The following is a 23,578-nucleotide window of genomic DNA, read 5'->3' as shown; positions in this document are numbered from 1 at the left end:
CCTTTTGTATGACTTGATTCATATCTATTTTGAATAAATAACCAAGAAAAAATGAATTTGTCGTACATATTCGGGCTGATGCATAGTGGGAAATTGACCGCAGCGCAGGGCAAATAGCGGCTTGCTCTATGAAACAAGGTGATGGACAACGATCTGCCGGGCCCGTTTGTTTTTTCCAGACGGACAAAAAAGCAACAATATAAAAATATTTAATTTGGTGACGGCTGTTGTTGCGGTGCGACATGAAAGCACCATACTGCCAATCTGACAAGCTTTTAGCAAGTTGCTAGCACTTACTGCGTGGAATCAGGGATTTAGAGGAATAAACCGACCGCGATTTGCATCTAACGGCCAATAAAAATATACAATACCGTTCTTCCAGGAGCCTATTCATGAAACTTTCACAACTTAGTTTGACGGTTGCAGCACTGTTTATCGCTGCCAGCGCGTCCGCGGCTGACCCAAAACTGGGCATCGTGTATGACGCAGGCGGCAAGTTCGACAAGTCGTTCAATCAGTCCGCTTTCGAAGGCGCCACGCGCTTCAAAAAAGAGACCAACATCAATTTCATCGAGGTGCAAGCCTCCAGCGATACCCAGGCTGAACAGGTACTGCGCGGCCTCGCCCGCAAAAACCTCGACCTGATCGCCTCGATCGGCTTCGCCCAGCAGGCGGCCGTGCAAAAGGTCGCCAAAGAATTCCCGAAAGTCCGTTTCGTGCTGATCGACGGTGTGGCGCCAGGCGCCAACGTCAACTCCATCACCTTCAAGGAAGAAGAAGGTTCGTACCTGGTGGGTGTGGCTGCGGCCATGGCTTCCAAATCCAAGAAACTGGGCTTCATCGGCGGTGTCGATATCCCGCTGATCCGCACCTTTGCCTGCGGCTACGCGCAAGGCGCGAAAGCCGTCAATCCCAAGGTGGACGTGACCTCGAACATGGTCGGCACCTCCTCGGATTCGTGGAACAACCCGGCCAAGGGCGGCGAATTGGCGCGTTCGCAGTTCGACCGCGGCGTCGACGTAGTGTTTGCCGTGGCCGGCGGTTCGGGCCTGGGCACGCTGCAAACCGCCAAGGAAAAAGGCAAGCTGGCGATCGGCGTCGATTCCAACCAGAACAGCCTGTACCCTGGCTCGATCCTGACCTCGATGGTCAAACGCGTCGACAACGCCGTCTACGATTCCTTCATGCAGATGAAGAACGGCACCTGGAAGGCCGGCGTCACCGCCAAGGGCATCAAGGAAGGCGGCGTCGATTGGGCGCTGGACGAGAACAACCGCAAGCTGATCACGCCGGAAATCGAAAAGCGCGTGCTGGGTGCGCGCAAGGATATTATCGATGGCAAGATCAAGGTCATCGACATCCGCTCGGGCACTGCCTGCCCAGTCTAAAACCTGTTTGAACATTAAACGCGCCGCCGGGGAATTACCCCGCGCGGCGCGTTTTACTTAGATAAAAAACGATCCTATGCAGCCAGCAGTAGAATTTCGCGGCATCTCCAAGCATTTCGGAGCAGTCAAAGCGAACACGGACGTCAACTTCACCATCGCCAAGGGTTCCATCCATGGCCTGGTGGGCGAGAACGGCGCCGGCAAATCGACCCTGATGAGCATCCTGTACGGATATTACCGCGCCGACGGCGGGGAAATCCTGCTCGATGGCCAGGCGCGTCGCATCCACAACAGCCAGGAGGCGATTGCCCTCGGCATCGGCATGGTGCACCAGCACTTCATGCTGGTCGAGAACATGACCGTGCTCGATAACGTGATGCTGGGCAGCGAAGGCGGCGTGCGGCTCAAGGCCAAGCGCGCCAGCGTGGAAGCGGAACTGCGCGAAATCTGCGCCCGCTACCGCCTCGACGTCGATCCGCTGGCCACCATCCACGACCTGTCGGTCGGTGCGCAGCAGCGGGTCGAGATCCTCAAGCAGATCTACCGCAGCGCCAGCATCCTGATCCTGGACGAACCGACCGCCGTGCTGACCGCGCAGGAAACCGCGTCGCTGTTCGAGATCCTGCGCCTGTTCAAGGAACAGGGCAAGACCATCATCCTGATCACCCACAAGCTGCAGGAGATCCTGGACATCACCGACACCGTGACCGTGATGCGCGGTGGCCGCGTGATTGGCGCCGTGCCGACCGCCGGCACCACCAAGGAAGCGCTGGCCAATATGATGGTCGGCCGTCCGATCGAAAACAACCTGCCGCGCGCGCCGTACAACCCTGGCGCGCCGGTGCTGCACGTCGAGAACCTGCAACTGCGCGACGACCAGGACGTCAAGCTGCTGGCCGATATCGGCTTCACGCTGCGCGCCGGCGAGATCGTGGCGATTGCCGGCGTCTCCGGCAACGGCCAGAGCGAATTGATGGAAATCCTGGCCGGCATGCGCGTGCCGACTTCCGGCAAGCTGGCCTTCCTGGGCAAGGACCTGCCGTTCAATGGCCGCTCCGATCCGGACGGCCTGCCGCGCACCTTCCGCGAACTGGGCATCGCCCACGTGCCGGAAGACCGCCTGCGCGACGGCGTGGTGAAGGCCTTCTCGGTCATGCACAACACCATCCTCGGCTATCAGGATAAGCTGAAAAACAAGTGGGGCCTGCTCAACTTCAAAGCCATCGCGGCCCGCTGCGACGCCTTGATGAAGAGCTTCGACGTCCGTCCAAATAACCACGACCTGCGTATCGGCCTGCTCTCCGGCGGCAATCAGCAGAAGGTGGTGATCGCGCGCGAAGTGCTGGCGCAGCCGAAGCTGATGCTGGTCGGCCAGCCGACGCGCGGCGTGGACATCGGCACCATCGAAAGCATCCATGCGCAGCTGCTCAAGCTGCGCGACGAAGGCGTGGCGATCCTGCTGGTCTCCGTGGAGCTGGAAGAAGTGCGCGCGCTGGCGGACCGTATTCTGGTCATGTGCGGCGGCCGCATCACCGGCGAACTGAAAATTGAAGAATTCGACACTACCCGCATCGGCCTGCTGATGGGGGGCGAACACAAATCATGAATAAAGACCTGCCACGCTGGGCAACCGGCTTTGTAATGCCCCTTTTGAACCTGCTGTCGGCACTGTTGGTGACGGCACTGGTCATCCACCTGCTGGGCGAGAGCCCGACCGAATCGCTGGCGATCCTGGTCAACAGCGCCGTGGTCAATCCGGAAGGCTTGAGCTACACGCTGTTCTACGCCTCGACCTTCATCTTCACCGGCCTGGCCGTGTCGATCGCCATGGAAGCGGGCCTGTTCAACATCGGCGCCGAAGGCCAGATGTACTTCGCAGGCCTTGGCCTGACGCTGGCCATGCTGACCTTCGACAGTTCGCTGTCGGCCTGGTTGCTGATCCCGATCGGCATGCTGGGCGCCGCGCTGTTTGGCGCGCTGTGGGCCTTTGTGCCCGGCTATCTGCAAGCGAAACGCGGCAGCCACGTGGTGGTCACCACCATCATGTTCAACTACATCGCCGGCGCCTTGATGAACACCATCATCGTCAAGCTGGTGCCGGCCGGTGAGCAGAATCCGGCCAGCCGCGCGTTTGCCGCCGCCGCCGAGATGCCGCGCCTGAACCAGTGGTTCCCGATCCTCGGCGAGACGCCGCTCAACATCAGCTTCTTCCTGGCCATCATCGCGCTGGTGATTTATGGCGTGGTGGTGTCGCGTTCCTCGTGGGGCTTCAAGCTGCGCGCCACGGGCCTGAACAAACACGCCGCCCACTACGCCGGCATCCGCATCAGCAAGATGATCATCATCGTCATGCTGATCTCTGGCGCGCTGGCCGGCCTGGGTTCGGTCAACTCCATCATGGGCTCGACCCACTACCTGTCGCTGAACTTCGTCGGCGGCGCGGGCTTCATCGGCATCGCGATTGCGCTGATGGGCCGCCAGCATCCGGTCGGCATCTTCCTGTCGGCAGTCCTGTTTGGCGCGCTGACGCAGGGCGGTTTCGACCTGTCGCTGGAAAAGCAGAACATCCCGCCAGAGATGGTGATCCTGGTGCAAGGCCTGATCATCCTGTTCTGCGGCGCGATGGAAAACCTGTACGCGCCGGCCATCGCCAAAATGCTCAAACTGAAGAAGTGAGAACGATATGACTTTTGACGACCTCCATATCGGCAGTATCCTGGTATCGACCGTGCGCAATGCGCCGGTGCTGATTTTCGCCGGCATGGCCGGCCTGTTCGCCGAACGCTCGGGCGTGATCGACATCGGCCTGGAAGGCAAGATTCTGGCCTCGGCCTTCGTCTCGGCCGCCGTCGGTTTCGCCACGCAGAATCCATGGTACGGCGTGATGGCCGGGATCGTGGTGTCGATGCTGCTGGCCAGCCTGCAGGCTTACATCGCCATCACCCAGAAGGGCAACCAACTGGTGGCCGGCATCGCCATCAACATCGCCATGAGCGGCCTGACCTTTGTGGTGGCGCAGTACTTCTTCCAGCAAGGCGGCCGCACGCCGGACCTGGGCTCGGCGCGCCTGTTCGACGTGGTGCTGCCCGGCTCCGCCGCGGTGGAACACATCCCCTTCCTCGGCTGGTTCTACGCCCATCTGATCGGCGGCCACTCGGTGCTGGTGTACCTGGCGTTTGCGCTGGTGCCGCTGGTGCACTGGGTCGTGTATCACAGCCGCTTCGGCCTGCGCCTGCGCGCCTGCGGCGAGAACCCGCATGCGGCCGACGCGGCCGGCGTCAACGTCGAGCGCCAGCGCTACATGGCGATGCTGATCGCCGGTTTCCTGTGCTCGTTCTCGGGCGCCTATCTGTCGATCGTGCAGAGTGGCTTCTTCCTGCGCGATATGTCGGCCGGCGCCGGTTACCTGGCGCTGACCGCCATGGTGTTCGGTAACTGGCGTCCGCTGTACACCTTCCTCGGCTGCCTGATGTTCGGCTTCTTCGGCGCGGTGCAGATCCAGATCGAAGGCGTGGAGCTGCCAGTCATCGGCCGCCTGCCGGGCGCCATGATCCAGATGGTGCCGTACGTGCTGACCGTGATCGTGCTGGCCGGCCTGATGGCCAAGTCGGTGGCGCCGAAAGCGCTGGGCTCACCGTTCGTCAAGTCGCGCTAAGCGGCCAGTAAATGTAAGGCTGCGTATTGCAGCAGCATGATGGTTTTGCCGTCGGCGATCCGGCCGTCGGCGACCATCACCAGGGCCTCCGCCATCGGCAACTCCAGCACTTCGATATCCTCACCCTCCTCCGCAATACCGCCGCCGTCGCCGGTGCGTGACGCCGCATCGTATTCGCCAACGAAGAAGTACAGCCGCTCGGTCACCGAACCGGGACTCATGAAGGCTTCGAACACCTTGCGCACCTCGCTGACGCGGTAGCCGGTTTCCTCTTCCACCTCTGCTTTGATGCGCTCCTCCGGACTGGCATGGTCCAGCAGGCCGGCCGCCGTCTCGATCAGAAAACCGTCGTGTCCATTACCGTAAGTGGGAAAGCGGAACTGGCGCACCAGCAGCACCGTGCGCTGCGCGCGGTTGTACAGCAGGATGGTGGCGCCGTTGCCGCGGTCATAGGTTTCGCGCGTCTGGCGCTGCCAGCTGCCGTCGCGGCGGCGGTAGTCAAAGGTGGTCTTCTTCAGCAGGAACCAGTCGTCGGACAGGGTTTCTACCTGATGGATGCGGATACGGTCTTCGGGCATGGCGATCTCCTGGTTGCGTATTTTTACGATATCATGCAATATCGTGCAACATCAAGAAATTTCACGCATATGCTGACACGCCACCGTAAAGAACTGCTGCTCGCCCGTCTGCGCCAGGATGGGCAGATCGTCGCAAAATCACTGAGCGAGGAATTGGGACTATCGGAAGACACCATCCGCCGCGACCTGCGCGATCTGGCCAGCGAAGGCCTGCTGCAACGCGTGCATGGCGGCGCGCTGCCGGCCTCGCCAGCGATGGGCAATTTCGCCGAACGGCAGCGGATTTCCAGCGACGCCAAGCCGGCCATCGCGCGCGCCGCTGCGGCCATGATCGCGCCGGGACAAGTAGTGTTCATCGATGGCGGCACCACCGCCGTGCAACTGGCGCGCGCACTGCCACGGGATATGCAATGCACGGTGGTGACGCATAGTCCGTCGGTGGCGGTGGAACTGGCAGAACATCCGTTGATTGAAGTGATCCTGATCGGTGGCCGCCTGTTCAAGCACTCGATTGTGGCGATGGGACCATCGGCGCTGGAGGCCATTGCGCAGATCCGCACCGATATCTACTTCATGGGCGTGTGCAGCGTGCATCCGGAGAGCGGCATCAGTACCGGCGATTTCGATGAGGCGGGCGTCAAGCGCGCCATCAGCAATATGGCGCAGCGCACCGTGGTGCTGGCGTCGCCGGAAAAGCTGGACACCGCCTCCCCCTACCAGATCGCGCCGCTGTCGCAGGTCAGCGCCATCGTGGTCAACGACGACGCGCCGGAGGCGCTGCTGGCACGCTACCGCAGCCTGGACATCGACGTCATCAAGGCTTGAAGGTCTTCAGATATGCCATCACATCGGCCAGCTGCTGTTCGTCCTTGATGCCCCAGAAGCGCATGCTGGTTCCGGGCACCACATCGTGCGGCGCGCGCAGATAGGCGGTCAGCGTTTTTTCGTCCCACGTCAGCCCGGACTTCTTCATCGCGTCCGAATACTTGTAATCCTTGGTCGAGGCCGCGCGCCGGCCCACGATGCCATTCAGCTGCGGCCCATAGCCGCCACTGGCAAACGGCCCCACCGCGTGACAAGAAGCGCAACGCTGAAACAGCAACGCGCCACTCTTCGGATTGCCCACCGGCGCGGCGCCGGCGAGGGGCAGCGCAAATAACAATGCAATAAAAATAAATCGGTTCATGCCATTATTATGCACCGCGACGGCAGCGCTTGCCGGTAATGCGCCACAATGTCACACTTCGAGGATGAACCAGCCTTCACGTCCCCAAAAGCGCAATGCATCGTACCTATGGGTAGCTGCTTTGTGGCTGGCGGCCGGTGCATGTGGCGCGGTGACGGAAGTGGTGTATCCGCTGACCAGCCTTGACGATGCGGATAGTCGTTACGAATACGATTGGGCGGTGCTGCGCGTGGCGCTGCAAAAGACCACGCCGCGCTATGGCCGTTTGAACTGAAGCAGTCGACCCAGGCGATGTCGCCGCAGCGCGTGGCGCAAGAGCTGCTGACGCCAGGTGGCCGCATCAACGTCCTCGCACGCGCGACGTCGCCGGAGCTGGAGCGGCAATACATACCGGTGCGCCTGCCCATCGATAAGGGCCTGCTGGGCTACCGTATTTTCCTGGTGCGCTCTGCCGACCTGCCGCGTTTCGCGGCCGTGCACACGCTGGACGATCTGCGCCAGCTCCGCGTGGGGCAAGGCAGGGATTGGGTCGATGTGCCGATCCTGCGCAACGCCGGCTTCACCGTGGTGGAAGGCACCAGCTATAGGGGACTGTTTGCGATGCTGTCGGCCGGGCGCTTCGACTGGTTCTCACGCGGCATCGACGAAGCGCAACGCGAATATATCGAACGCCGCCCGAGCTATCCGGACATGGCGATGGAGCCGGCCTTGCTGCTACAGTATCCGCTGCCGCTGTACTTTTTCACGCGGCGCGACGCCGAAGGCAAGCTGCTGGCGCAGCGCATCAGCGACGGCATGGAGATGATGATCAAGGATGGTTCGCTCAACACCCTGTTCCAGCAGTTCAAGGGCGAGAGCATCAAGGCGGGCGGGCTGACGAAGCGGCGCGTGCTGCACATTAAAAATCCGCACCTGCCACCAGAGACGCCGTTGTCGCGCGGCGAACTCTGGTTCGATCCCGTTAAAGGCAAATAAACCAACGCCGTCATTCCCGCGCAGGCGGGAGCGACGGGTTACGGCCAGATAGCTTTCAGCACGGCGGCCAGATGGTAGCCACCCTGGATCAGCTGCGCCTTAGCGGCGGCCGACGATGGCACCGGATAGTTGTCCGGAATCGCCAGCGGCCACACGTTGTAGACATCACCGTTCTTGCTGGTCTGCTGCGCCATCGGACCCGGCACCACGTCGGCATACGCCAGCTTGGCCACCACCAGCGTCTGATCGGCCCACTCATACGGCCACGTCACGGGATCGCCGCTGTTTGGCGACACCACCGGATTGCCGGCGATGACCATCTGGGCGAACTGCTCCGGCGTGCGCGCACCAATGCGGCGGAAAGCGTAGTTGACCACCGTGGTGTCCCAGTACGAATGGAACGCGCGCGTGGTCTGCGGCGGACGCGCAGGCGTAGCAGGTGCAGGCTTGCTGTCATCCACCGGCGCGGCAGGAATCTGCTGCGTGCTGTTCGCCGTCAGCTTGATATCATCCAGCTGAAGATTATTGCCGCCCTGCGTGGCAAAGGCTTCCTTGTCGTCTAGCTGCTTCTGCGTCGGCAGCACGAAGCCGCCGTTCTTGCCGACGTAGCCCTCGCCCACATGCAGCGGCTGCGCGATATCGCCGGTCAGATGGGTCAGCATCAACAGCGCCTGGCGCGGCGTGAAGTTGTGCGGGTTGGTGGTCGCATTGCCCTTCCCTTGCAGTACGGCGATGCACTGCTTCAGCGTCTGCACGATATCATGGTCGGTGGTGCCGACGCCGTGGTCTTGATAGTGCGACAGCTGGAACGGCACGTCGGTGTAGTGGTATTCGCTGTGCTTCGGATTGGCGGTGGTGTAAGCCACCATCTCCTCCGTTTGCGGGCCGCAGTAAGTACCCTTGACGCAGTCGGCCCACGACGCCACCTTGGCCAGGCTCTCGCCCGGCAGCAGCAAGGCTTGTACCTGCTTCTCGGCGTTGCTGCCGACGATCAGCTGATCGGCAATCGCGCCAACCGCGCGGTGGCCGTCATTGCCCCACGCGTGGGCGTTGACGGAGACGAAGGCGCTGCTGAGCGCCAGTATGCATGCAAGCTTTTTCATTCGGGACTGCCTTTCGCTGGCTTTGGATATTGTTTGTTGATGTCGAGCGCTTGCGCGTACGACGACGACCAGGTCTGCTCATGCAGCGCGGCCAGGCGCTGCGCCATTTTCTCATTCCGCATCACCACTTCCAGATTGCGCGACAAGTCCATGTAGCCGCCGCTCCAGTTGCTGGTGCCGACCCAGGCGATCTGGTTATCGATCACCATGGTCTTGCTGTGGATGACGCGCGCGAACGGAATAAAACCGGTCGACGCCACCGGCAGCGTCACCACGCGGATTTCCACGTTCGGCAGGATCGCCAGGCTTTTCAGGTACACCTGCGCCGGATTTTCCAGGTTCCAGTTGGAGACCATCAGCTTGATCTTGACGCCGCGATTGGCCGCCGAACGCACCGCGTTGTCGATCACCGCATAATAAGGACGCGTGCCTTTCGGGCCGTAGCTCAACGGCGCGTAGTCCAGCAACTGGATGCGCACTTCGCTTTTCGCTTCCGCCAGCAGCGCCGGCAGGCCGGCCTCGGAATTGCCGACGCCCGCCGGGTTGTATTGCTGCGGGCTAGCCAGCAGGAAGGTGTCTTGATGAATGTTCGGCGCCACCGGCGTCGCATTCAACACCGGCACTGGCTTGCCTTGCGAGATCAGCGCCTGCGCATTCCAGTCCTGGTTAAAGATCGCCTGTACTTGCGCCACAACCTTCGGATCGGTGATGCGCAAGCCGGTTTCGTGGATGTGCTCAAACGAGCGCCAGTCGAAATTCTGGCTGCCGATGTAAGCGGTCGCGCCATCCACTACCAGGTACTTGGCGTGAATGATGCCGTTGCCGGTCAGCTTATTCACGTCCAGGATGCGGAAGTCCATATTCGGAATCGCCTTCAGGCGCTCAATGGTCGGCTTCTCCGACAGGCCCACGCCTTTTTGATCCAGCAGGAAGCGGATCTTAACGCCGCGCTTGCCGGCGGCTTCAAGATGCTCCACCACTTTTTCAAACACGCTGCCCGGCTTGATGACGGCGTAGAACTGGCCGATGACGATTTCGCTCTTGGCGTGATCAAACAGCTCGCTCCACACCTGCGCCGGATTGCGCAAGTCATCGCTATGCAGCGGCGTTTCCACCGGCGCGGTCTGCACCAGTTCAAAGCCGGGAATCGAAAACTCCGCGCGGGCCGGCGCAGCCAGCACGCTGGCCGCAACCAGGGCGGAAAGTAAAAGTCGACGCATCATTGTTCCTTTTGTACGTAACGCTTGAGCGGCGCCGCAGCGCCGGCTGGTTTGCCATCCTGTTCACGCCTGGCCAGATACTGGGTCAGCGCGTCGATGTCGCGAATGCTGGTCGGCGCGCGGTTGCTGCCGTTCTTGAAGGCCGGGAAGCCGTCGCCGCCTTCGGCCAGGAAGTTATTGGTCACCACCCGGTACGAGGTGTCCATCTCCAGCTTGGCGCCATTCAGCTTCACGGTGCCCGGCACGATCTTGCTGCCTTCCGGCTTGCTGGCGTCCCATTGATAGGTAAAGCCTTCCGACAGTTGCAGCAAGCCGCGCTTGGCGTCGCGGTCCTCCAGCCACTGCTCTTCCAGCAGTTCGATAATCTGCGACCCGCGCAGGTTCATCGCCACCAGCGTATTACCGAATGGCAGAACCGCCATCGCCTTGCCCAGCGTGACGCGGTTGCCGGCTACCGTCTCCAGATCCTGGCGAATGCCGCCCGGATTCTGCAGCGCGATCTGCGCGCCGTACGGACGGCCCGCCGCAAGCATCGAATCGGCCACCAGATCGCCCAGCGCGGACTCCTCGACGTGATCCTTGGCGCGTTTTACGCTCGGCACGGCGATGACCGCCACCGGACGCGCCAGCGCGGCAGCGCTTTGCTCGCGCGCCTTGTTCAGGTATGCCGTCAGCGCTGGATCGGCCGGCCACGTGCCCGGCACCATCACCTCCTGCCTGGCGCTGACCTCGCGCACGGTGTTGGTTGCGGTGTCCACTTGCAGCGTGATGCGGCCCAGCACATGGCCGCCCATATCGGACTGCGTCACCAGCCGGCCATCCACCTTGCACAGATAGCCCTGGTGCGAGTGACCGCTGATCACCAGACGAATCGCCGGATCGAGGCGCTTGACCACATCGACGATCGGTCCTTTCAGATTGCTGCAATCCTGCTGGTCAAATTTGTCGGTGGTGCGGCCGCCCTGGTGGATCAGCACCACGAACACGCCCACGCCCTGCTTGCGCAGTTCCGGCAGCTGGCGGTTGATGGCGTCCGCTTCGTCGACGAACTCCAGACCGGCGATACCCGAGGCCAGCGCCGACTCGGCGGTCGCGCGCAGCACGGTGCCGATGAAGCCGACCTTCACGCCATGCACGGTCTCGATCTTATACGCCGGCAGCACCGGCTTGCGGGTGCGCATGTCGATCACATTGGCGGCCAGATACTGGAACTGCGCGCCTTGATATGGACCGTCGAATTTGCACGCCTTGTCGGCGCGCGGCGAGGTGCAGCCGCCCTGCTGCTGGCGCAGCAGCTCAATGCGGCCCTGGTCGAATTCATGGTTGCCGACCGACGTCACGCGCAGGCCGAGCAGATTCATGGCGCCGATGGTCGGCTCGTCGGCCCACATCGACGAGATGGCCGGGCTGGCGCCGATCAGGTCACCGGCGCCGACCACCATCAGTTCCGGATCGTCCTTGCGCCAGGCTTGCAGCGCCGCGCCCAGCGTGTCGATGCCGCCGGCCTGGATGGTGCGCTCGCCGCCGCCAGCGGCGCTGTCCCAGACGTATTTGCTGGCTTCCAGATTGCCGTGGAAATCATTCAGCGCCACCAGTTGAACTTCGGTCACGCCCGGTGGCAGCGGCTGGCGCCATGCGCAGCCGGCCAACGCGGCCAGCAAGGCCGCGGTGATGAGGGTAGAGGTATGTGTTTTCATAAGGTGTGCAGCATAGCGTATTCAAGGTTCCGCCAGCAGTATGGAAACATTGCGGATACAAAGAAAAACAGGCCCTTGCGGGCCTGTGTCGTACTCACGATATGGCGGGCCGGAAGCCCGCCACCGGGACGATTAGTAGTCGCCAGAGAAGGTCAGCGACAGGAAGCGTGGTGCGCCAGCATAGTAGTAGATCTTGTTGGCGGTCACACCTGGGTAAGCCAGGGCGTTGGTAGCGGTTGCCGAGGCCGGGTTCAGGTACTGCTTGTTACCCAGATTGCTCACGTTCATGGTGATCTTCGGACGTTTCAGCCAGCCCTGGTTAGGGAAGGTGTAGCCAGCGTCCAGACCCAGCAGGGTGTAGCCGCCAACGTATTCGTCGTTGGTCATGGTGCTGTACTGACGCGCGGTGGTCTTCGCTTTCAGACGGCCGTAGAACGCGCCATCCTGGTACTCGGCGCTGACGCCGACTTTCCATTTAGGCGTCAGCGGGAACTCGTTACCCTTGGTCGCCAGAGGCGCGGCGCCTTTGGTGGTGGCCAGGTTGTCCTGCATTTCCGATTTCGAGTAACCCAGCGAGCCGTAGAACGCCCAGCCGTTGATCGGGGTGTTACCCAGTTCAACTTCGAAGCCGTTGTTACGCACGTTGCCGACGTTGGTGGTGGCCTTGGTGTCGGTTACTGGATCGTACGCGGTTGCCAGACGGTCCTTGAAGTAGATCGAGTACACGTTGAAGGTGGCGATGAAGTTCTTGTCCTGGTGACGGTAGCCGACGTCCAGGTTCCACGAGACTTCTTCTTTCACGTCATTGACGACGGTTGGCACGCCATTGACCAGTGCGACGTTACCGTTGTTTGGCAGGTAGATGAAGTTACCTGGCGCCTTCATGTTCTTGGCCAGCGATGCGTACAGTTGGTCGTCGTTGGTGACCTTGAAGCGCGCGCCCAGTTGCGGCAGGATATCGTCATAGGTACGCACAACGCTGTACTGCTTGCCCGACAGCGGCAGCGAACCTTCGTTGGCGAAGTTGGTGAAGTCGCGCTTGATGTGCGGGGTACGCACGCCGAAGTTCAGGGTCAGGCGGTCATCCATCGCGGTGTAGGTGTCCTGCACGAAAGCCTGGTAGGCGGTCGATACGGTCTTGACGTCGCGGTACACTTGCAGCTTGGTGCCGTCTGGACGGTAGATGTTGTTCGACTGCAGCCACGGATCGTAGGAACCGTCGTTGTTGATGGCGACCATCGGCGAGGTTTGCTCGTGGTTGGCGCGCTCGATCCAGGCGCCGGCCAGCAGCGTGTGGTTGCCCATGGTGTGGGTGATCGCGGCGCTGAAGCCTGGACGGCTGGTGCGGGTGAACGAACCTTCGGCCATCAGGACTTTATCCTTGGTGTCGCCGTCGCCGTTCAAGTCGATCGAACCGGTCTTGACGCCGGTGCCGGCGTCCTTGACGATGGCCACGTTGGCTTCGGTGATCAGCTGCTGCTGGGTGCCGCCGGTGCCGTAGCCGTACCACCAGTACGGGACGAATTTGATGTCGGTGTCTTCGTTCAGACGGAACTTGGCAGTGGCCGAAGCGATCACGTTACGGAACGGGTTCAGCGCCAGGCCGTAGTAAACCGGCGATGGTGCGGTGTCGTTCTGTGCGCCAGCGCCTGGGGTCACGTGGCCAGGGAACTTGGTGGTGTAGTCGTAGAAGTAACCGTTCGTCGCCAACTCCGCCTTGGTCATGCTCAGGAAGTTGTTGTTGATGGCTTCGTTGTACAGAATGGTGCCGTGGATGTAGTTGAAGCGATCCCAGTCGTAGTTGAAGCCGGCGTCGATGTGGTCGCGCTTGGCGCCGCCTTCGCCCTTCCACTTGTCCGCTTCAGCGTGCGAGGCGGAGATGAAGAACTTCGAGCGCTTGTCCGAGAACAGGCCGCTGTCGAAGCGGATGTAGGTTTTGGTCAGGTTCAGCTGGCCCAGGGTCTGCATCACGCGCACGCGTTGCTTGTCTTCCGGATTGCAGGTGGTGATGCCGAAGTTACCGCCGGTCGCGCCAACTTGTGGCGAGTCAACGTCGGTCGAACCTTGGGTCACGGTTTCGGAGCAGGTGTTTTCCTGGTCCACGTACTCTTGTGGGTAGACAGCGAACGAACCCGAGTCATTGACTGGTACGCCGTTGATGGTGGCGCCGATCTGGTCGGAGTTGAAGCCGCGCAGGGTCAGGCCGCCGCCGAACAGGCCGGTTGCGTCGTAGTTGAAGCTGTTCACTGCTGGCAGCATTTCCAGTGCTTCATAAGCATTGCCGGTTGGGCGCTGCTTTTCCAATTCTTCCGCAGTAATCGTCGAACGTGCTTTTGGCGCGTCTTCGGTCACCATCAGGCCCATACCCAGTTTTTTACCGGTGATGACCACTTCGGCCTTGCCTGGAGTAACAGCAGCTGGCTCGGCAGCTTCCTGTGCGAAAGCAGCGCCAGCCGACAGCGCGGCCAGGTGAGCTGCTACGGCGATTACGCTCAAGCGCAAGACCGGAGATTGTTTGGATTGCATTCAAAACCCCTTAGAGTGTTATATAAAAACGTGAGAAAACTTCCGAATTCGATACCGAAGAGCTAATTTTTCTCTGCACAAAGGCGAGAGTGTAATGGCCGAAAATGACACTGGCATGACAACAAAAGTTGCTAATTTGCTCTAACTATCTACCACTATTGCATGTCAAAACAGGCCCCGACAAATACGTTTTTGCTACACCATTGAGTGGAAAAACATATAAATGCGCGCCAAATGCTAATTAATTAGCAAGTTCAGAGGGATGCTGAGGTAGGGAACGGGCGGAATTATAAGAGCATCAGCTGCCGATGAATTTCGTTCATGGCAACTATTAGAGAGAAAACTCTGATGTGTAGCAAAACTGCGACAGAAAAACGCCGCAATTTTGATAAAAAGCAAAGCCGGCGGGACAGGCCGCCGGCTATTTGGAGGGGTTGTAGATCTTTTAACGTTTGGGTTTGGCGTCCGAGCCGGCGATCTCCGCCTCAAATTTGGCGAATTTACCGTCCAGGGCTTTTAAAAGACGTTGTTTATCCGCATCGGCCAGGAAAGAATAGCGAATACTGTCATACGACAGTTTTTTCACTTCCGCGTAATCCGGCTGGTAGCGCGCCGCGTACAGCACATATTCGCCGGATAAATTGTTACGCGAGACGCCAGCGTCGTCTGTGGACAACACATACGGCACGCCATATTTGCGGTACAGCGTCACCGGATGCGCCTGATCCTTGATGCCGAGAATGAAATCGTTGCTGCTCAGGTTGACCTCGACCGCGATCTTCTTATCATGCATTTCTTTCATGATCGTCAGCGGATTGCTCTCGTGGGCGATGTCCATGCCGTGGCCGATGCGGCTGGCGCCGGCCACCTCGATGGCGTCCTTGATGTGGAAGGTCAGGCCTTCCGGCGGCACCATGCCGAGCGACAGCTCACCGGCGTGCAGCGCCAGTTTGACGCTCGGATACTTCGCTTTCAGGAATTTGAACATCTGCATGTGCAGCGCGTAGTCGCGCATCGAGACGTTGACGCTTTCCTGTCCGACAATATTCACGCCGACGATCTTCGGATTCGAGGTCGCCAGCTTGAAGCTGGAGGCGATCTGCGCAAACACCTGCGACGGCGCCAGGAAGCGCAGCGCGAACGGCTGGTAACGCAGCGTGAAGTTGGCGTCGTCGATGCCGGCGCTGACCGTTTCGACGTTTTTCAGATAGGCGCCGATCCAGCCCTGGTAGGGCTGGTCCTGATCCAGTTTGGCGCTCAGCGCGGCAAAATCGGCGTCGCCAACGCCGCCGGCAAGCGCCTTCTTGTCAAAGTCCGCATCCTGCGCGATCGGCGCGATCTCGTAGATGGTTTCGATGTAGCTCAGGTTTTCCTGGATGGCGCGCTGCTTCAGGCGCTGCACGCCGTCCACCGCATTGGTCGACGCCACCGGGTTGAAATAGGCGAAGGTGTCGAAGAACTGGCGGTCCGGCGGCGACTGGATGCCGCTATGGTTGTAGAAGTCCTTGTCCGACCAGCGCTGCAGCAGGTTGGCCAGCACGGTGTTGTCGTTCATGACATCCTGGCCGGACAGGCAGCCGGCGGCAGGCTTGGTCTTCTCGATGGTGTAGCTGGTCTTGTTGACGCAGAAGCCTTCCTTATCCACCCACTCCAGATACTGCTCGGCGTAGATCGCGCCCGAGTAGTGGTGGTGCAGGTCGCCGCCCTTCGGCATCATGGTGAAGAACATCGTCAGTTCGGCCAGTTTCGGCTCCTTGCCCGGTGCGACCAGCGCGGCGAAGTGGCGCTTGGTAGCCTCTTCGTTGGCGTTGGCGGCGTGCGCCTGCGGCATGGCGCACAGCACGGCGGCGGCCAGCGCCAGGGCTTTGAGATTGTTCTTCATGTGTATCCTTAATTAAGTCGTTTCACGGACATGCACCTGGCGGCCCGCCGAATAGGTCGCGGCGATCGCGCGGTCGTCGCCCAGCAACGCCAACGCGAACAGCAGCTCTTCCAGGCTCTCCCTGCGCGCGGTACGGCGCTGCAACAGCGGCGTGGCTTGCGGATCGACGACGATGAAGTCGGCCTCCGCGCCGGCGGTGAAATTGCCGATCGTGCCTTCCAGCTGCATGCTGCGCGCCGCGCCCAGCGTGGCCAGGTAAAACATCCGCAAGGCCGGCAGGTAACTGCCCTTCAAGCGCGCTACTTTATAGGCTTCATTCATCGTTTGCAACATGGAGAACGAAGTGCCGCCGCCGACGTCGGTGGCCAGCGAGAGTAGCACGCCGGCGTCGTCGGCGCGTTCAAAGTCGAACAGGCCGCTGCCGAGGAACAGGTTGGAGGTCGGGCAAATGGCGGCGGCGGACTGGGTTTCGGCCATGCGCTGGCGGTCGCGTTCATTGAGCCAGATGCAGTGGCCATACATGGCGCGCGGACGCATCATGCCGTAGCTGTCGTAGACGTCGATGTAGCTGCGCGAATTGGGAAACAGCTCGCGCACCCACGCGCATTCGGCTTCGTTTTCCGACACGTGGGTCTGGATGAAGGTGTCCGGATAGGCAGTCGCCAGTTCGCCGGCCAGTTGCAGCTGGCGTTCGGTGGAGGTTGGCGCGAAGCGCGGCGTGATGGCGTACAGCGCGCGGCCGCGCTTGTGCCAGCGCTGGATCAGCGTCTCGGTGTCGCGCGCGCCGGATTCGGCGGTGTCGCGCAGGAAGTCGGGGCAGTTCCGATCCATCATCACCTTGCCGGCCACCATGCGCAAGCCGCGCTGTTCGCTGGCGGTGAAGAAGGCGTCCACCGATTGCGGATGCACGGTGCAGTAGACCATGGCGGTGGTGGTGCCGCATCGGAGCAGTTCATCGAGGAAGAACTCGGCCACGTTGGCAGCATGCACGGTGTCCTCGAACTGGCGCTCGGTCGGGAAGGTGTAGGTCTCCAGCCATGGCAGCAAGCCTTCCGCAGGGGACGCGATCATGTCGCTCTGCGGGTAGTGGACGTGGGTGTCGATAAAGCCTGGTATCAGCAGCTTGCCGCTGTAGTCGTGGACCACGGTGTTCGCTGGCAGCGTGGTGTGCAGCGTGGCGTAGTCGCCGGCTGCCTGCACTTTGCCGTCTGCGACGATCAGCAGGCCGTCTTCGTGCCAGTCATGCGATTTATCGCTGAAAGCCGGATCGGCGAGAAAGTGCAGCAAGCTGCCACGGTAGGCTTGCAGGTTGGTGGTCATGATGATCTTTCTTGAATCTGAATGCGTAGTTTAGCTTGCGACGGCCAGTCTTGCTGGCGCGCTGAGGGCGGCGATTTGCTGCTGCTCCCACACCATCAGCAACTGTGCACACACGGAGGCGGCGATGGCGGCGGGGAGTTTGCTGGAGATACCCGCCAGGCCGATGGGACAAACCATGTTGTCGATGCGGTCTTGCGGCAGTCCCCGTGCGGCCATGCGGCGCTCGAACTGCACGCGCTTGGTGTTGGAGCCTATGAGGCCGAACCAGCCGACGTCGTCGCGGGCCAGGATGGTTTCGCACAGCCGCTGGTCCAGCGCGTGGCTGTGGGTCATGACGAGGTAGCTGGCGTTGGCCGGGGCAGCGGCGACTGCGGCTTCCGGCATATCGGTTGCTTCGATAGCGACATTGGAAGGCAGGCTGGCAGGGAACATATCCTCGCGCTCGTCGACCCAGGTGACGGTGCACGGCAACTCGCCCAACATGCGCACGATGGCCGCGCCAACGTGGCCGGCGCCGAACAGCACCAGATGCGCGCGCGGCGCCAGGCAAGGATCGGCCAACCAGCGACGACCGGCCGCATCGCGCAGGATGTGCGTGCCGCGCTCGCGATCCAACGCTGGCGCGGCCGTGCGCACGCATGCCGCCACCACTGCAATATCGCAGCTGATGCCGCTCGTGCCGTCTATGCCACGCTCGATGCGATCGGCGCGGCCGCCCGCAGCGGCGCCGGCAACGATTGCGCTGTCCGCGTCGAGCAGCAGCGCCATAGCCGGGCCGTCGATGGCGCTGAGGCGCCAGTTGTCGTCGCGGCGGCGCTTGCGCAGGCCTGCCAGCACGTCGGCGAGTTCGTCGCCGATCAGCTCAAACGCCAGGTGCACCACGCCGCCGCAGCACTGCCCCAGCGTCGGCCCGAGTGCATAGCGCTCCAGCCGCGCACTGGCGCCCTTTGCCGCCACATCGCTCGCAGCCATGCCTTGGCCGGCCGCGCCTTTCAGCATCTCGCGCGCCAACTCCACCGCGCACATTTCCAGATGCCCGCCGCCGATCGTATCGTGCTGGCCGCGCGCCGTCACCAGCATCTTGGCGCCGGGTTCGCGCGGGCCGGAGCCCTCCACGATCGCCACGGTCACCAGCACTGCCGGTTCCAGTACCTGCGCTGTCAGCCACTCGTTCATTACGAAGCCATTTCCACCGCGGACACCGCCCGCAGAATCTCTTCACTGGTCGCCGGCGCGTTCAACGGCGGATTGACGCGGTGCCCGCCCACAGCGGAAATCGCATCCCGAATCGCAAAGAACACCGAAAACGGCAACAACAACGGCGGCTCGCCAACCGCCTTCGAGCGATGGATACTGTCCTCCACGTTGCCATTGTCGTACAGCTTCACACGAAAATCCTCCGGACAATCGGAGATGCCAGGAATCTTGTATGTGGAAGGCGCATGCGTCATCAACTTGCCCGCCGCATTCCACCACAACTGCTCAGTGGTCAGCCAGCCCATGCCCTGAATGAACGCCCCTTCCACCTGGCCGATATCAATGGCCGGATTCAGCGAACGCCCGGCGTCGTACAACGCATCGGCGCGCAGCAGTTTCCATTCGCCAGTCAGCGTATCGACCACCACCTCCGACACGGCAGCGCCGTAAGCGTAGTAAGAGAACGGATGGCCGTTCATTGTCTTCGGATTCCAGTGCAGGTTCGGCGTCGCATAGAAACCGTCGGACCACAACTGCACCCGCGCCAGATACGCCTTCTGCACCAGCTCCGCAAACAGCACCTTGTGGCCGTTGACGTGCACATGGTTATCGAAGAAGCGCACCGGCTGACCATCGTCATCGCCATATAGCTTGACCGCATACGCCGCCAATCGTTCGCGAATCTGCCGCGCCGCATCCTGCGCCGCCTTGCCATTCAGGTCCGCACCGGTGGACGCTGCCGTCGCCGACGTATTCGCCACCTTGCTGGTGTCGGTCGCCGTGATGCGTACGTGCGACAGGTCCAGGCCCAGTTCATGCGCCACCACCTGCAGCACCTTGGTGTTAATGCCCTGCCCCATCTCCGTGCCGCCATGATTGACCAGCACCGAACCGTCCACGTACACATGCACCAGCGCGCCGGCCTGGTTCAAATGCGTGACGTTGAAGGCGATGCCGAACTTCAGTGGCGTCAGTGCCAGCCCTTTCTTCAGCACCGGGCTGGAAGCGTTGTAAGCCTCGATCGCCTTGCGCCGCGTGCGATACTCGCTGGTCTGTTCCAGCTCCGCCGTCAGCGCCTCGATGACGTTATCGACAATCTCCTGGCCATACGGCGTGAGATTGCGCTCAGTCGTGCCGTAGAAATTCTGGCGGCGAATATCCAATGCATCACGTCCCAGATTGCGCGCGATTTCGTCGATGATGTACTCAATCGCAATCGCCCCCTGCGGGCCGCCGAAACCACGAAACGCCGTATTCGATTGCGTATTGGTCTTGCCGCAGCCGGCGCGGATATCCACGTCCGACAGATAGTAAGTATTATCGAAATGGCAGACCGCCCGCGTCGCCACAGGCCCCGAAAGATCGGCCGAGAAGCCGGCGCGCAAGGTCATATCCACTTTGGCGGCGAGGATCTTGCCGCTGTCGTCGTAGCCCACTTCGTATTCATAGAAGAAGCAATGGCGCTTGCCGGTGACCAGCATGTCATCATCGCGATCCGCACGCAGCTTGACCGGACGGCGCAACTTGGACGCTGCAATGCCGGCCGACGCCGCCCACAACGCCGACTGCGACTCCTTGCCGCCGAAGCCACCTCCCATGCGACGGCACTCCACCTGCACCTTGTGCGAGTGCACGCCGATGGCATGCGCCACCACATGCTGCATTTCGCTCGGGTGCTGCGTCGAGCACTGCACCAGCAGGCCGTTTTCCTCCTTCGGAATCGCATAGGCGATCTGGCCTTCCAGGTAAAACTGTTCCTGGCCGCCGACAAACAGCTGGCCCTTCACCACGCGCGGCGCCATCTCGAAGGCGGTCTGGTAGTCGCCGCGCGTCAGTTGCATCGGCGGCAGCACATACGAGTTGGCGGCCTTGGCTTCCTGCGGCGTGAAAATCGCCGGCAGTTCGTCATAGGCGATTACCGCGCGACGGGCGGCGCGGCGTGCATTGTCGTGCGTATCCGCCACCACGATGAAGATCGGCTGGCCGACATACAGCACTTCGCCGGCCGACAGGATAGGATCGTCATGAATGATCGGTCCGCAGTCGTTGGTGCCGACGATATCGGCCGCCGTGTACACCGCCACCACGCCCGGCGCACTGCGCACCGGCGCCAGATCCATCGCCGTGATGCGCGCATGCGCCTTGGAAGACAAACCCAATGCCGCGTGCAACGTGCCTTGCAACTCGGGGATATCGTCGGTGTAAGTGGCCTGGCCCAACACATGCAGCTCGGCCGATTCGTGCGGACGCGATACGCCCACGGCCTTCCATGCGGATTCCGCGATCGCGGCGGGAGCAACGGGTTGATTCATGACGGCTCCTTTCAGGCGCGGCAAGCGAAAGCGTTGACGGCATCGGCCGCAAGCGGTGCATCGGCGCGCGTCTCCAGCCAGAAGCGGCGCAGCAGGTTCTGCGCCGTCTGCATGCGATAGGTGCTGGACGCGCGCATATCCGACAGCGGTGCAAAATCCTGCGCCAGCTGGTCCATCGCCACGCGCAGATTGGTTTCACTCCAGGTCAGGCCGGTCAGCGACGCCTCGGCACGCGGCGCCCGGCGCGGCGTGCCCGCCATGCCGCCGAACGCAATGCGCGCATCCACCACATTGTCGCCATCCAGCGTGAACGCAAACGCCGCGCACACCGCCGAGATATCCTGGTCGAATCGCTTGGCCAGCTTGTAGGTACGGAATTGCACGTCCGCGCGCGGCAGCGGCACGCGCACGGCGGCGACGAATTCGTCGGCCTGCATATCCTTTTTCTGATAATCGAGATAGAAGGCTTCCAGCGCCAGCACGCGGCGGCCGGACGGACCTTGCAGCACCACTTCGCTGCCCAGCGCAATCATCCACGGCATCGAATCGCCAATCGGCGAACCATTGGCGACATTGCCGCCTAACGTGCCCGCATTCCGGATCGGCAGCGACGCAAAGCGCTGCCACAACTCGCCAAGCTGCGCCGGATACAGCTTGCACAGCGCTTCGTATGCTGCATTGAGCGACACGCCGGCGCCGATTTCCAGCATGCCGTCCTGCTGCTGCACGCGTTGCAGCGCGCTGACGTGGCCGAGATAAATGATATCGCCCAGTTCGCGCATCTGCTTGGTCACCCACAGGCCGATGTCGGTCGATCCGGCCAGCAGCGTCGCTTTCGGATGCGCAGCGCGCAGCGCCACCAGTTCTTCCAGCGTGCGCGGCGCGTGGAACGACTGGCCGCGCGCGGTGTAGGTGGAGCCGGCTTCGCGCTGCAAGGCTTGCAGCTGCTGCGTCAACGCCGCGCGATCGAACGACACTTTCGGCAGTTCGGTCATGCGGTGCGCCGCGTCGATGATCGGGCGATAGCCGGTGCAGCGGCACAGGTTACCGGACAGGCAGTCGTCAATCTCCTTGCGCTGCGCCGGCTGGCCGTCCTTATCCAGGTACATGCCCCACAAGGACATGACGAAGCCCGGCGTACAGAAGCCGCACTGCGAGCCATGACATTCCACCATCGCCTGTTGTACCGGATGCAGCGTTCCATCCGGCTGCTGCATGTCCTCCACCGTGAAAAGCGCCTTGCCGTCCAGCGTAGGCGCGAACTGGATGCAGGAATTCACCGCCTTCATCTCCAGCTGGCCGGCCGCATTCAGGCTGCCGACAACCACCGTGCAAGCGCCGCAATCGCCTTCGGCGCAGCCTTCCTTGGTGCCGGTGCAATGCAGATCCTCGCGCAGATGCTGAAGCACGGTGCGGGTTGGCGCGGCGTCGTGGATCTCCTGCACAGCGCCACGGAAGTAAAAGCGAATCGGTTCGGACATCACAATCTCATTCAGCAAATGGGTGGACCTTGCGCCAGTGTTCGGCGATATCGATACGGCGCGTGATCCAGACCTTGTCGTGGCTCTGCACGTAGTCGAGGAAACGCGCCAGCGCCGCCGCACGCGCCGGCCGGCCGACGATGCGGCAGTGCAGGCCGATGGACAGCATCTTCGGCTGATTCAATCCTTCCGGATCGCCCTCGGCGTACAGCACGTCGAAGGCGTCCTTCAGATAATCGAAGAACTGCGTGCCGGAGTTGAAGCCTTGCGCGGCGGCGAAGCGCATGTCGTTGGTGTCCAGCGTGTACGGCACGATCAGCTGCGGCGCGCTCACTGCCACGCCGTCGCTATTGGTGTAGCCGACCTTCTGCCAGAACGGCAGGTCGTCGCCGTAGTTGTCGGCGTCGTAGCGGAAGCCGCCGTGTTCCATCACCAGCTTGCGCGTCTGCGGCGAATCGCGGCCGGTGTACCAGCCTTGCGGCGCGCTGCCCGTCAGTTCGCGGATGATGTCCACCGCTTCCTTCATGTGCGCGCGCTCGGTGGCTTCGTCCATGTTCTGGTAGGTGATCCAGCGCAGGCCGTGGCAGGCGATTTCGTGGCCAAGTTGCTGGAACGCCGCCACCGCCTCCGGATGGCGTTTCAACGCCATCGACACGCCAAACACCGTCAGCGGCAGCTTGCGTTCCTCGAACATGCGCAGCAAACGCCACAAGCCGGCACGCGAGCCGTACTCGTACAGCGACTCCATGCTCATGTGGCGGTTGCTGAAGGAGGCCGCTCCGATGATCTCGGACAGGAAGGTCTCGGAGCCGGCGTCGCCGTGCAACACATTGTTCTCGCCGCCCTCTTCGTAGTTCAGCACGAACTGCAGGGCCACGCGGGCCTGGTTCGGCCACTGCGCATGCGGCGCTTTCGGGCCGTAGCCGATCATGTCGCGCGGGTAGTTGTCGTAAGTGGTCATGGCGCAGGCAAGTCTATGGGGAATATATCCTTAATCATATATGCCAATGCGCATGGCGGTATATGATTTGTACAATAGATACTCGTCACCTACGGAT

19 protein-coding genes are annotated in these 23,578 nt (G+C 61.7%); 7 read left to right on the top strand and 12 right to left on the bottom strand.

Annotated elements, in window-relative coordinates; translation table 11 throughout:
• The first annotated feature begins 392 nt into the window (after positions 1-392).
• The 4 genes from HH213_RS16660 (at position 393) to HH213_RS16645 (ending at position 5,043) form a co-directional block, all read left to right on the top strand.
• Entirely contained in the window at positions 393-1,388 is a 996-nt protein-coding gene (locus HH213_RS16660; protein ID WP_110847210.1) for a BMP family lipoprotein, read from the top strand.
• A gap of 76 nt (positions 1,389-1,464) precedes the next feature.
• The gene (locus tag HH213_RS16655; RefSeq protein ID WP_161043617.1) at positions 1,465-2,994 is read left to right on the top strand and encodes an ABC transporter ATP-binding protein; all 1,530 of its coding nucleotides are present in this window, start codon (positions 1,465-1,467) and stop codon (positions 2,992-2,994) included.
• Entirely contained in the window at positions 2,991-4,064 is a 1,074-nt protein-coding gene (locus HH213_RS16650; RefSeq protein WP_371875675.1) for an ABC transporter permease, read from the top strand. The genes HH213_RS16655 and HH213_RS16650 overlap by 4 nt, the downstream gene beginning before the upstream one ends.
• 7 nt (positions 4,065-4,071) lie before the next feature.
• Positions 4,072-5,043 (top strand): ABC transporter permease, encoded by a 972-nt coding sequence (locus HH213_RS16645; RefSeq protein ID WP_110847213.1) that lies wholly within the window; start codon positions 4,072-4,074, stop codon positions 5,041-5,043.
• On the opposite strand, the gene HH213_RS16640 is transcribed toward HH213_RS16645, so the two are convergent.
• A complete protein-coding gene (locus tag HH213_RS16640) occupies positions 5,040-5,621 on the bottom strand; it encodes an NUDIX domain-containing protein (protein WP_169112946.1) in 582 nt (193 codons plus the stop codon). The two genes, HH213_RS16645 and HH213_RS16640, sit on opposite strands and share 4 nt — an antisense overlap.
• A gap of 69 nt (positions 5,622-5,690) precedes the next feature.
• Between HH213_RS16640 and HH213_RS16635 the strand changes: the two genes are divergently transcribed.
• Positions 5,691-6,446, top strand: coding sequence for a DeoR/GlpR family DNA-binding transcription regulator (locus HH213_RS16635; RefSeq protein WP_169112945.1), 756 nt, complete (start codon positions 5,691-5,693; stop codon positions 6,444-6,446).
• Here HH213_RS16635 and HH213_RS16630 read toward each other — a convergent pair.
• Positions 6,436-6,807 carry a c-type cytochrome gene (locus HH213_RS16630; protein WP_110847216.1) on the bottom strand — a complete coding sequence of 124 codons (372 nt, stop codon included), beginning with the start codon at positions 6,805-6,807 and terminating at the stop codon, positions 6,436-6,438. The two genes, HH213_RS16635 and HH213_RS16630, sit on opposite strands and share 11 nt — an antisense overlap.
• Positions 6,808-6,871: 64 nt before the next feature.
• Here HH213_RS16630 and HH213_RS30175 point away from each other — a divergent pair, with 64 nt between their 5' ends.
• Positions 6,872-7,081, top strand: a complete 210-nt coding sequence (locus HH213_RS30175) for a hypothetical protein (RefSeq protein ID WP_229263032.1) — start codon at positions 6,872-6,874, stop codon at positions 7,079-7,081.
• The gene (locus HH213_RS16625) at positions 7,021-7,782 is read left to right on the top strand and encodes a transporter substrate-binding domain-containing protein (protein WP_229263031.1); all 762 of its coding nucleotides are present in this window, start codon (positions 7,021-7,023) and stop codon (positions 7,780-7,782) included. Before HH213_RS30175 ends, HH213_RS16625 begins: the two co-directional genes overlap by 61 nt.
• 38 nt (positions 7,783-7,820) lie before the next feature.
• Here the strand turns inward: HH213_RS16625 and HH213_RS16620 are convergent, their stop codons facing one another.
• The 10 genes from HH213_RS16620 to puuE all read right to left on the bottom strand — a co-directional run bounded on the left by HH213_RS16620 (position 7,821) and on the right by puuE (position 23,481).
• Positions 7,821-8,885 (bottom strand): S1/P1 nuclease, encoded by a 1,065-nt coding sequence (locus HH213_RS16620; protein ID WP_169112944.1) that lies wholly within the window; start codon positions 8,883-8,885, stop codon positions 7,821-7,823.
• Positions 8,882-10,105 (bottom strand): phospholipase D-like domain-containing protein, encoded by a 1,224-nt coding sequence (locus HH213_RS16615; protein WP_169115223.1) that lies wholly within the window; start codon positions 10,103-10,105, stop codon positions 8,882-8,884. The genes HH213_RS16620 and HH213_RS16615 overlap by 4 nt, the downstream gene beginning before the upstream one ends.
• A complete protein-coding gene (locus HH213_RS16610) occupies positions 10,105-11,802 on the bottom strand; it encodes a bifunctional metallophosphatase/5'-nucleotidase (protein ID WP_169112943.1) in 1,698 nt (565 codons plus the stop codon). Before HH213_RS16610 ends, HH213_RS16615 begins: the two co-directional genes overlap by 1 nt.
• A gap of 132 nt (positions 11,803-11,934) precedes the next feature.
• Positions 11,935-14,328: a TonB-dependent receptor gene (locus tag HH213_RS16605; protein ID WP_169112942.1), complete on the bottom strand. Its 2,394-nt coding sequence runs from the start codon at positions 14,326-14,328 to the stop codon at positions 11,935-11,937.
• 445 nt (positions 14,329-14,773) lie between these two features.
• A complete protein-coding gene (locus HH213_RS16600; protein ID WP_169112941.1) occupies positions 14,774-16,210 on the bottom strand; it encodes an amidohydrolase family protein in 1,437 nt (478 codons plus the stop codon).
• A gap of 12 nt (positions 16,211-16,222) precedes the next feature.
• Positions 16,223-17,530, bottom strand: a complete 1,308-nt coding sequence (gene guaD / locus HH213_RS16595; protein WP_169112940.1) for a guanine deaminase — start codon at positions 17,528-17,530, stop codon at positions 16,223-16,225.
• 30 nt (positions 17,531-17,560) lie between these two features.
• Positions 17,561-18,706 carry a xanthine dehydrogenase accessory protein XdhC gene (xdhC, locus tag HH213_RS16590; RefSeq protein WP_169112939.1) on the bottom strand — a complete coding sequence of 382 codons (1,146 nt, stop codon included), beginning with the start codon at positions 18,704-18,706 and terminating at the stop codon, positions 17,561-17,563.
• On the bottom strand, positions 18,706-21,039 hold the full coding sequence (gene xdhB, locus HH213_RS16585; RefSeq protein WP_169112938.1) for a xanthine dehydrogenase molybdopterin binding subunit: 2,334 nt from the start codon (positions 21,037-21,039) through the stop codon (positions 18,706-18,708). The genes xdhC and xdhB overlap by 1 nt, the downstream gene beginning before the upstream one ends.
• 11 nt (positions 21,040-21,050) lie before the next feature.
• Positions 21,051-22,520: a xanthine dehydrogenase small subunit gene (xdhA, locus tag HH213_RS16580; protein ID WP_169112937.1), complete on the bottom strand. Its 1,470-nt coding sequence runs from the start codon at positions 22,518-22,520 to the stop codon at positions 21,051-21,053.
• Between the two features lie 7 nt (positions 22,521-22,527).
• Positions 22,528-23,481 carry an allantoinase PuuE gene (puuE, locus tag HH213_RS16575; protein ID WP_169112936.1) on the bottom strand — a complete coding sequence of 318 codons (954 nt, stop codon included), beginning with the start codon at positions 23,479-23,481 and terminating at the stop codon, positions 22,528-22,530.
• Between the last annotated feature and the right edge of the window lie 97 nt (positions 23,482-23,578).

It is taken from the genome of Duganella dendranthematis (assembly GCF_012849375.1).
Classification (GTDB): Bacteria; Pseudomonadota; Gammaproteobacteria; order Burkholderiales; family Burkholderiaceae_D; genus Rugamonas; species Rugamonas dendranthematis.
Note: the sequence above shows the minus strand (reverse complement) of the source record. Positions and strands in the feature narration are given on the sequence as shown.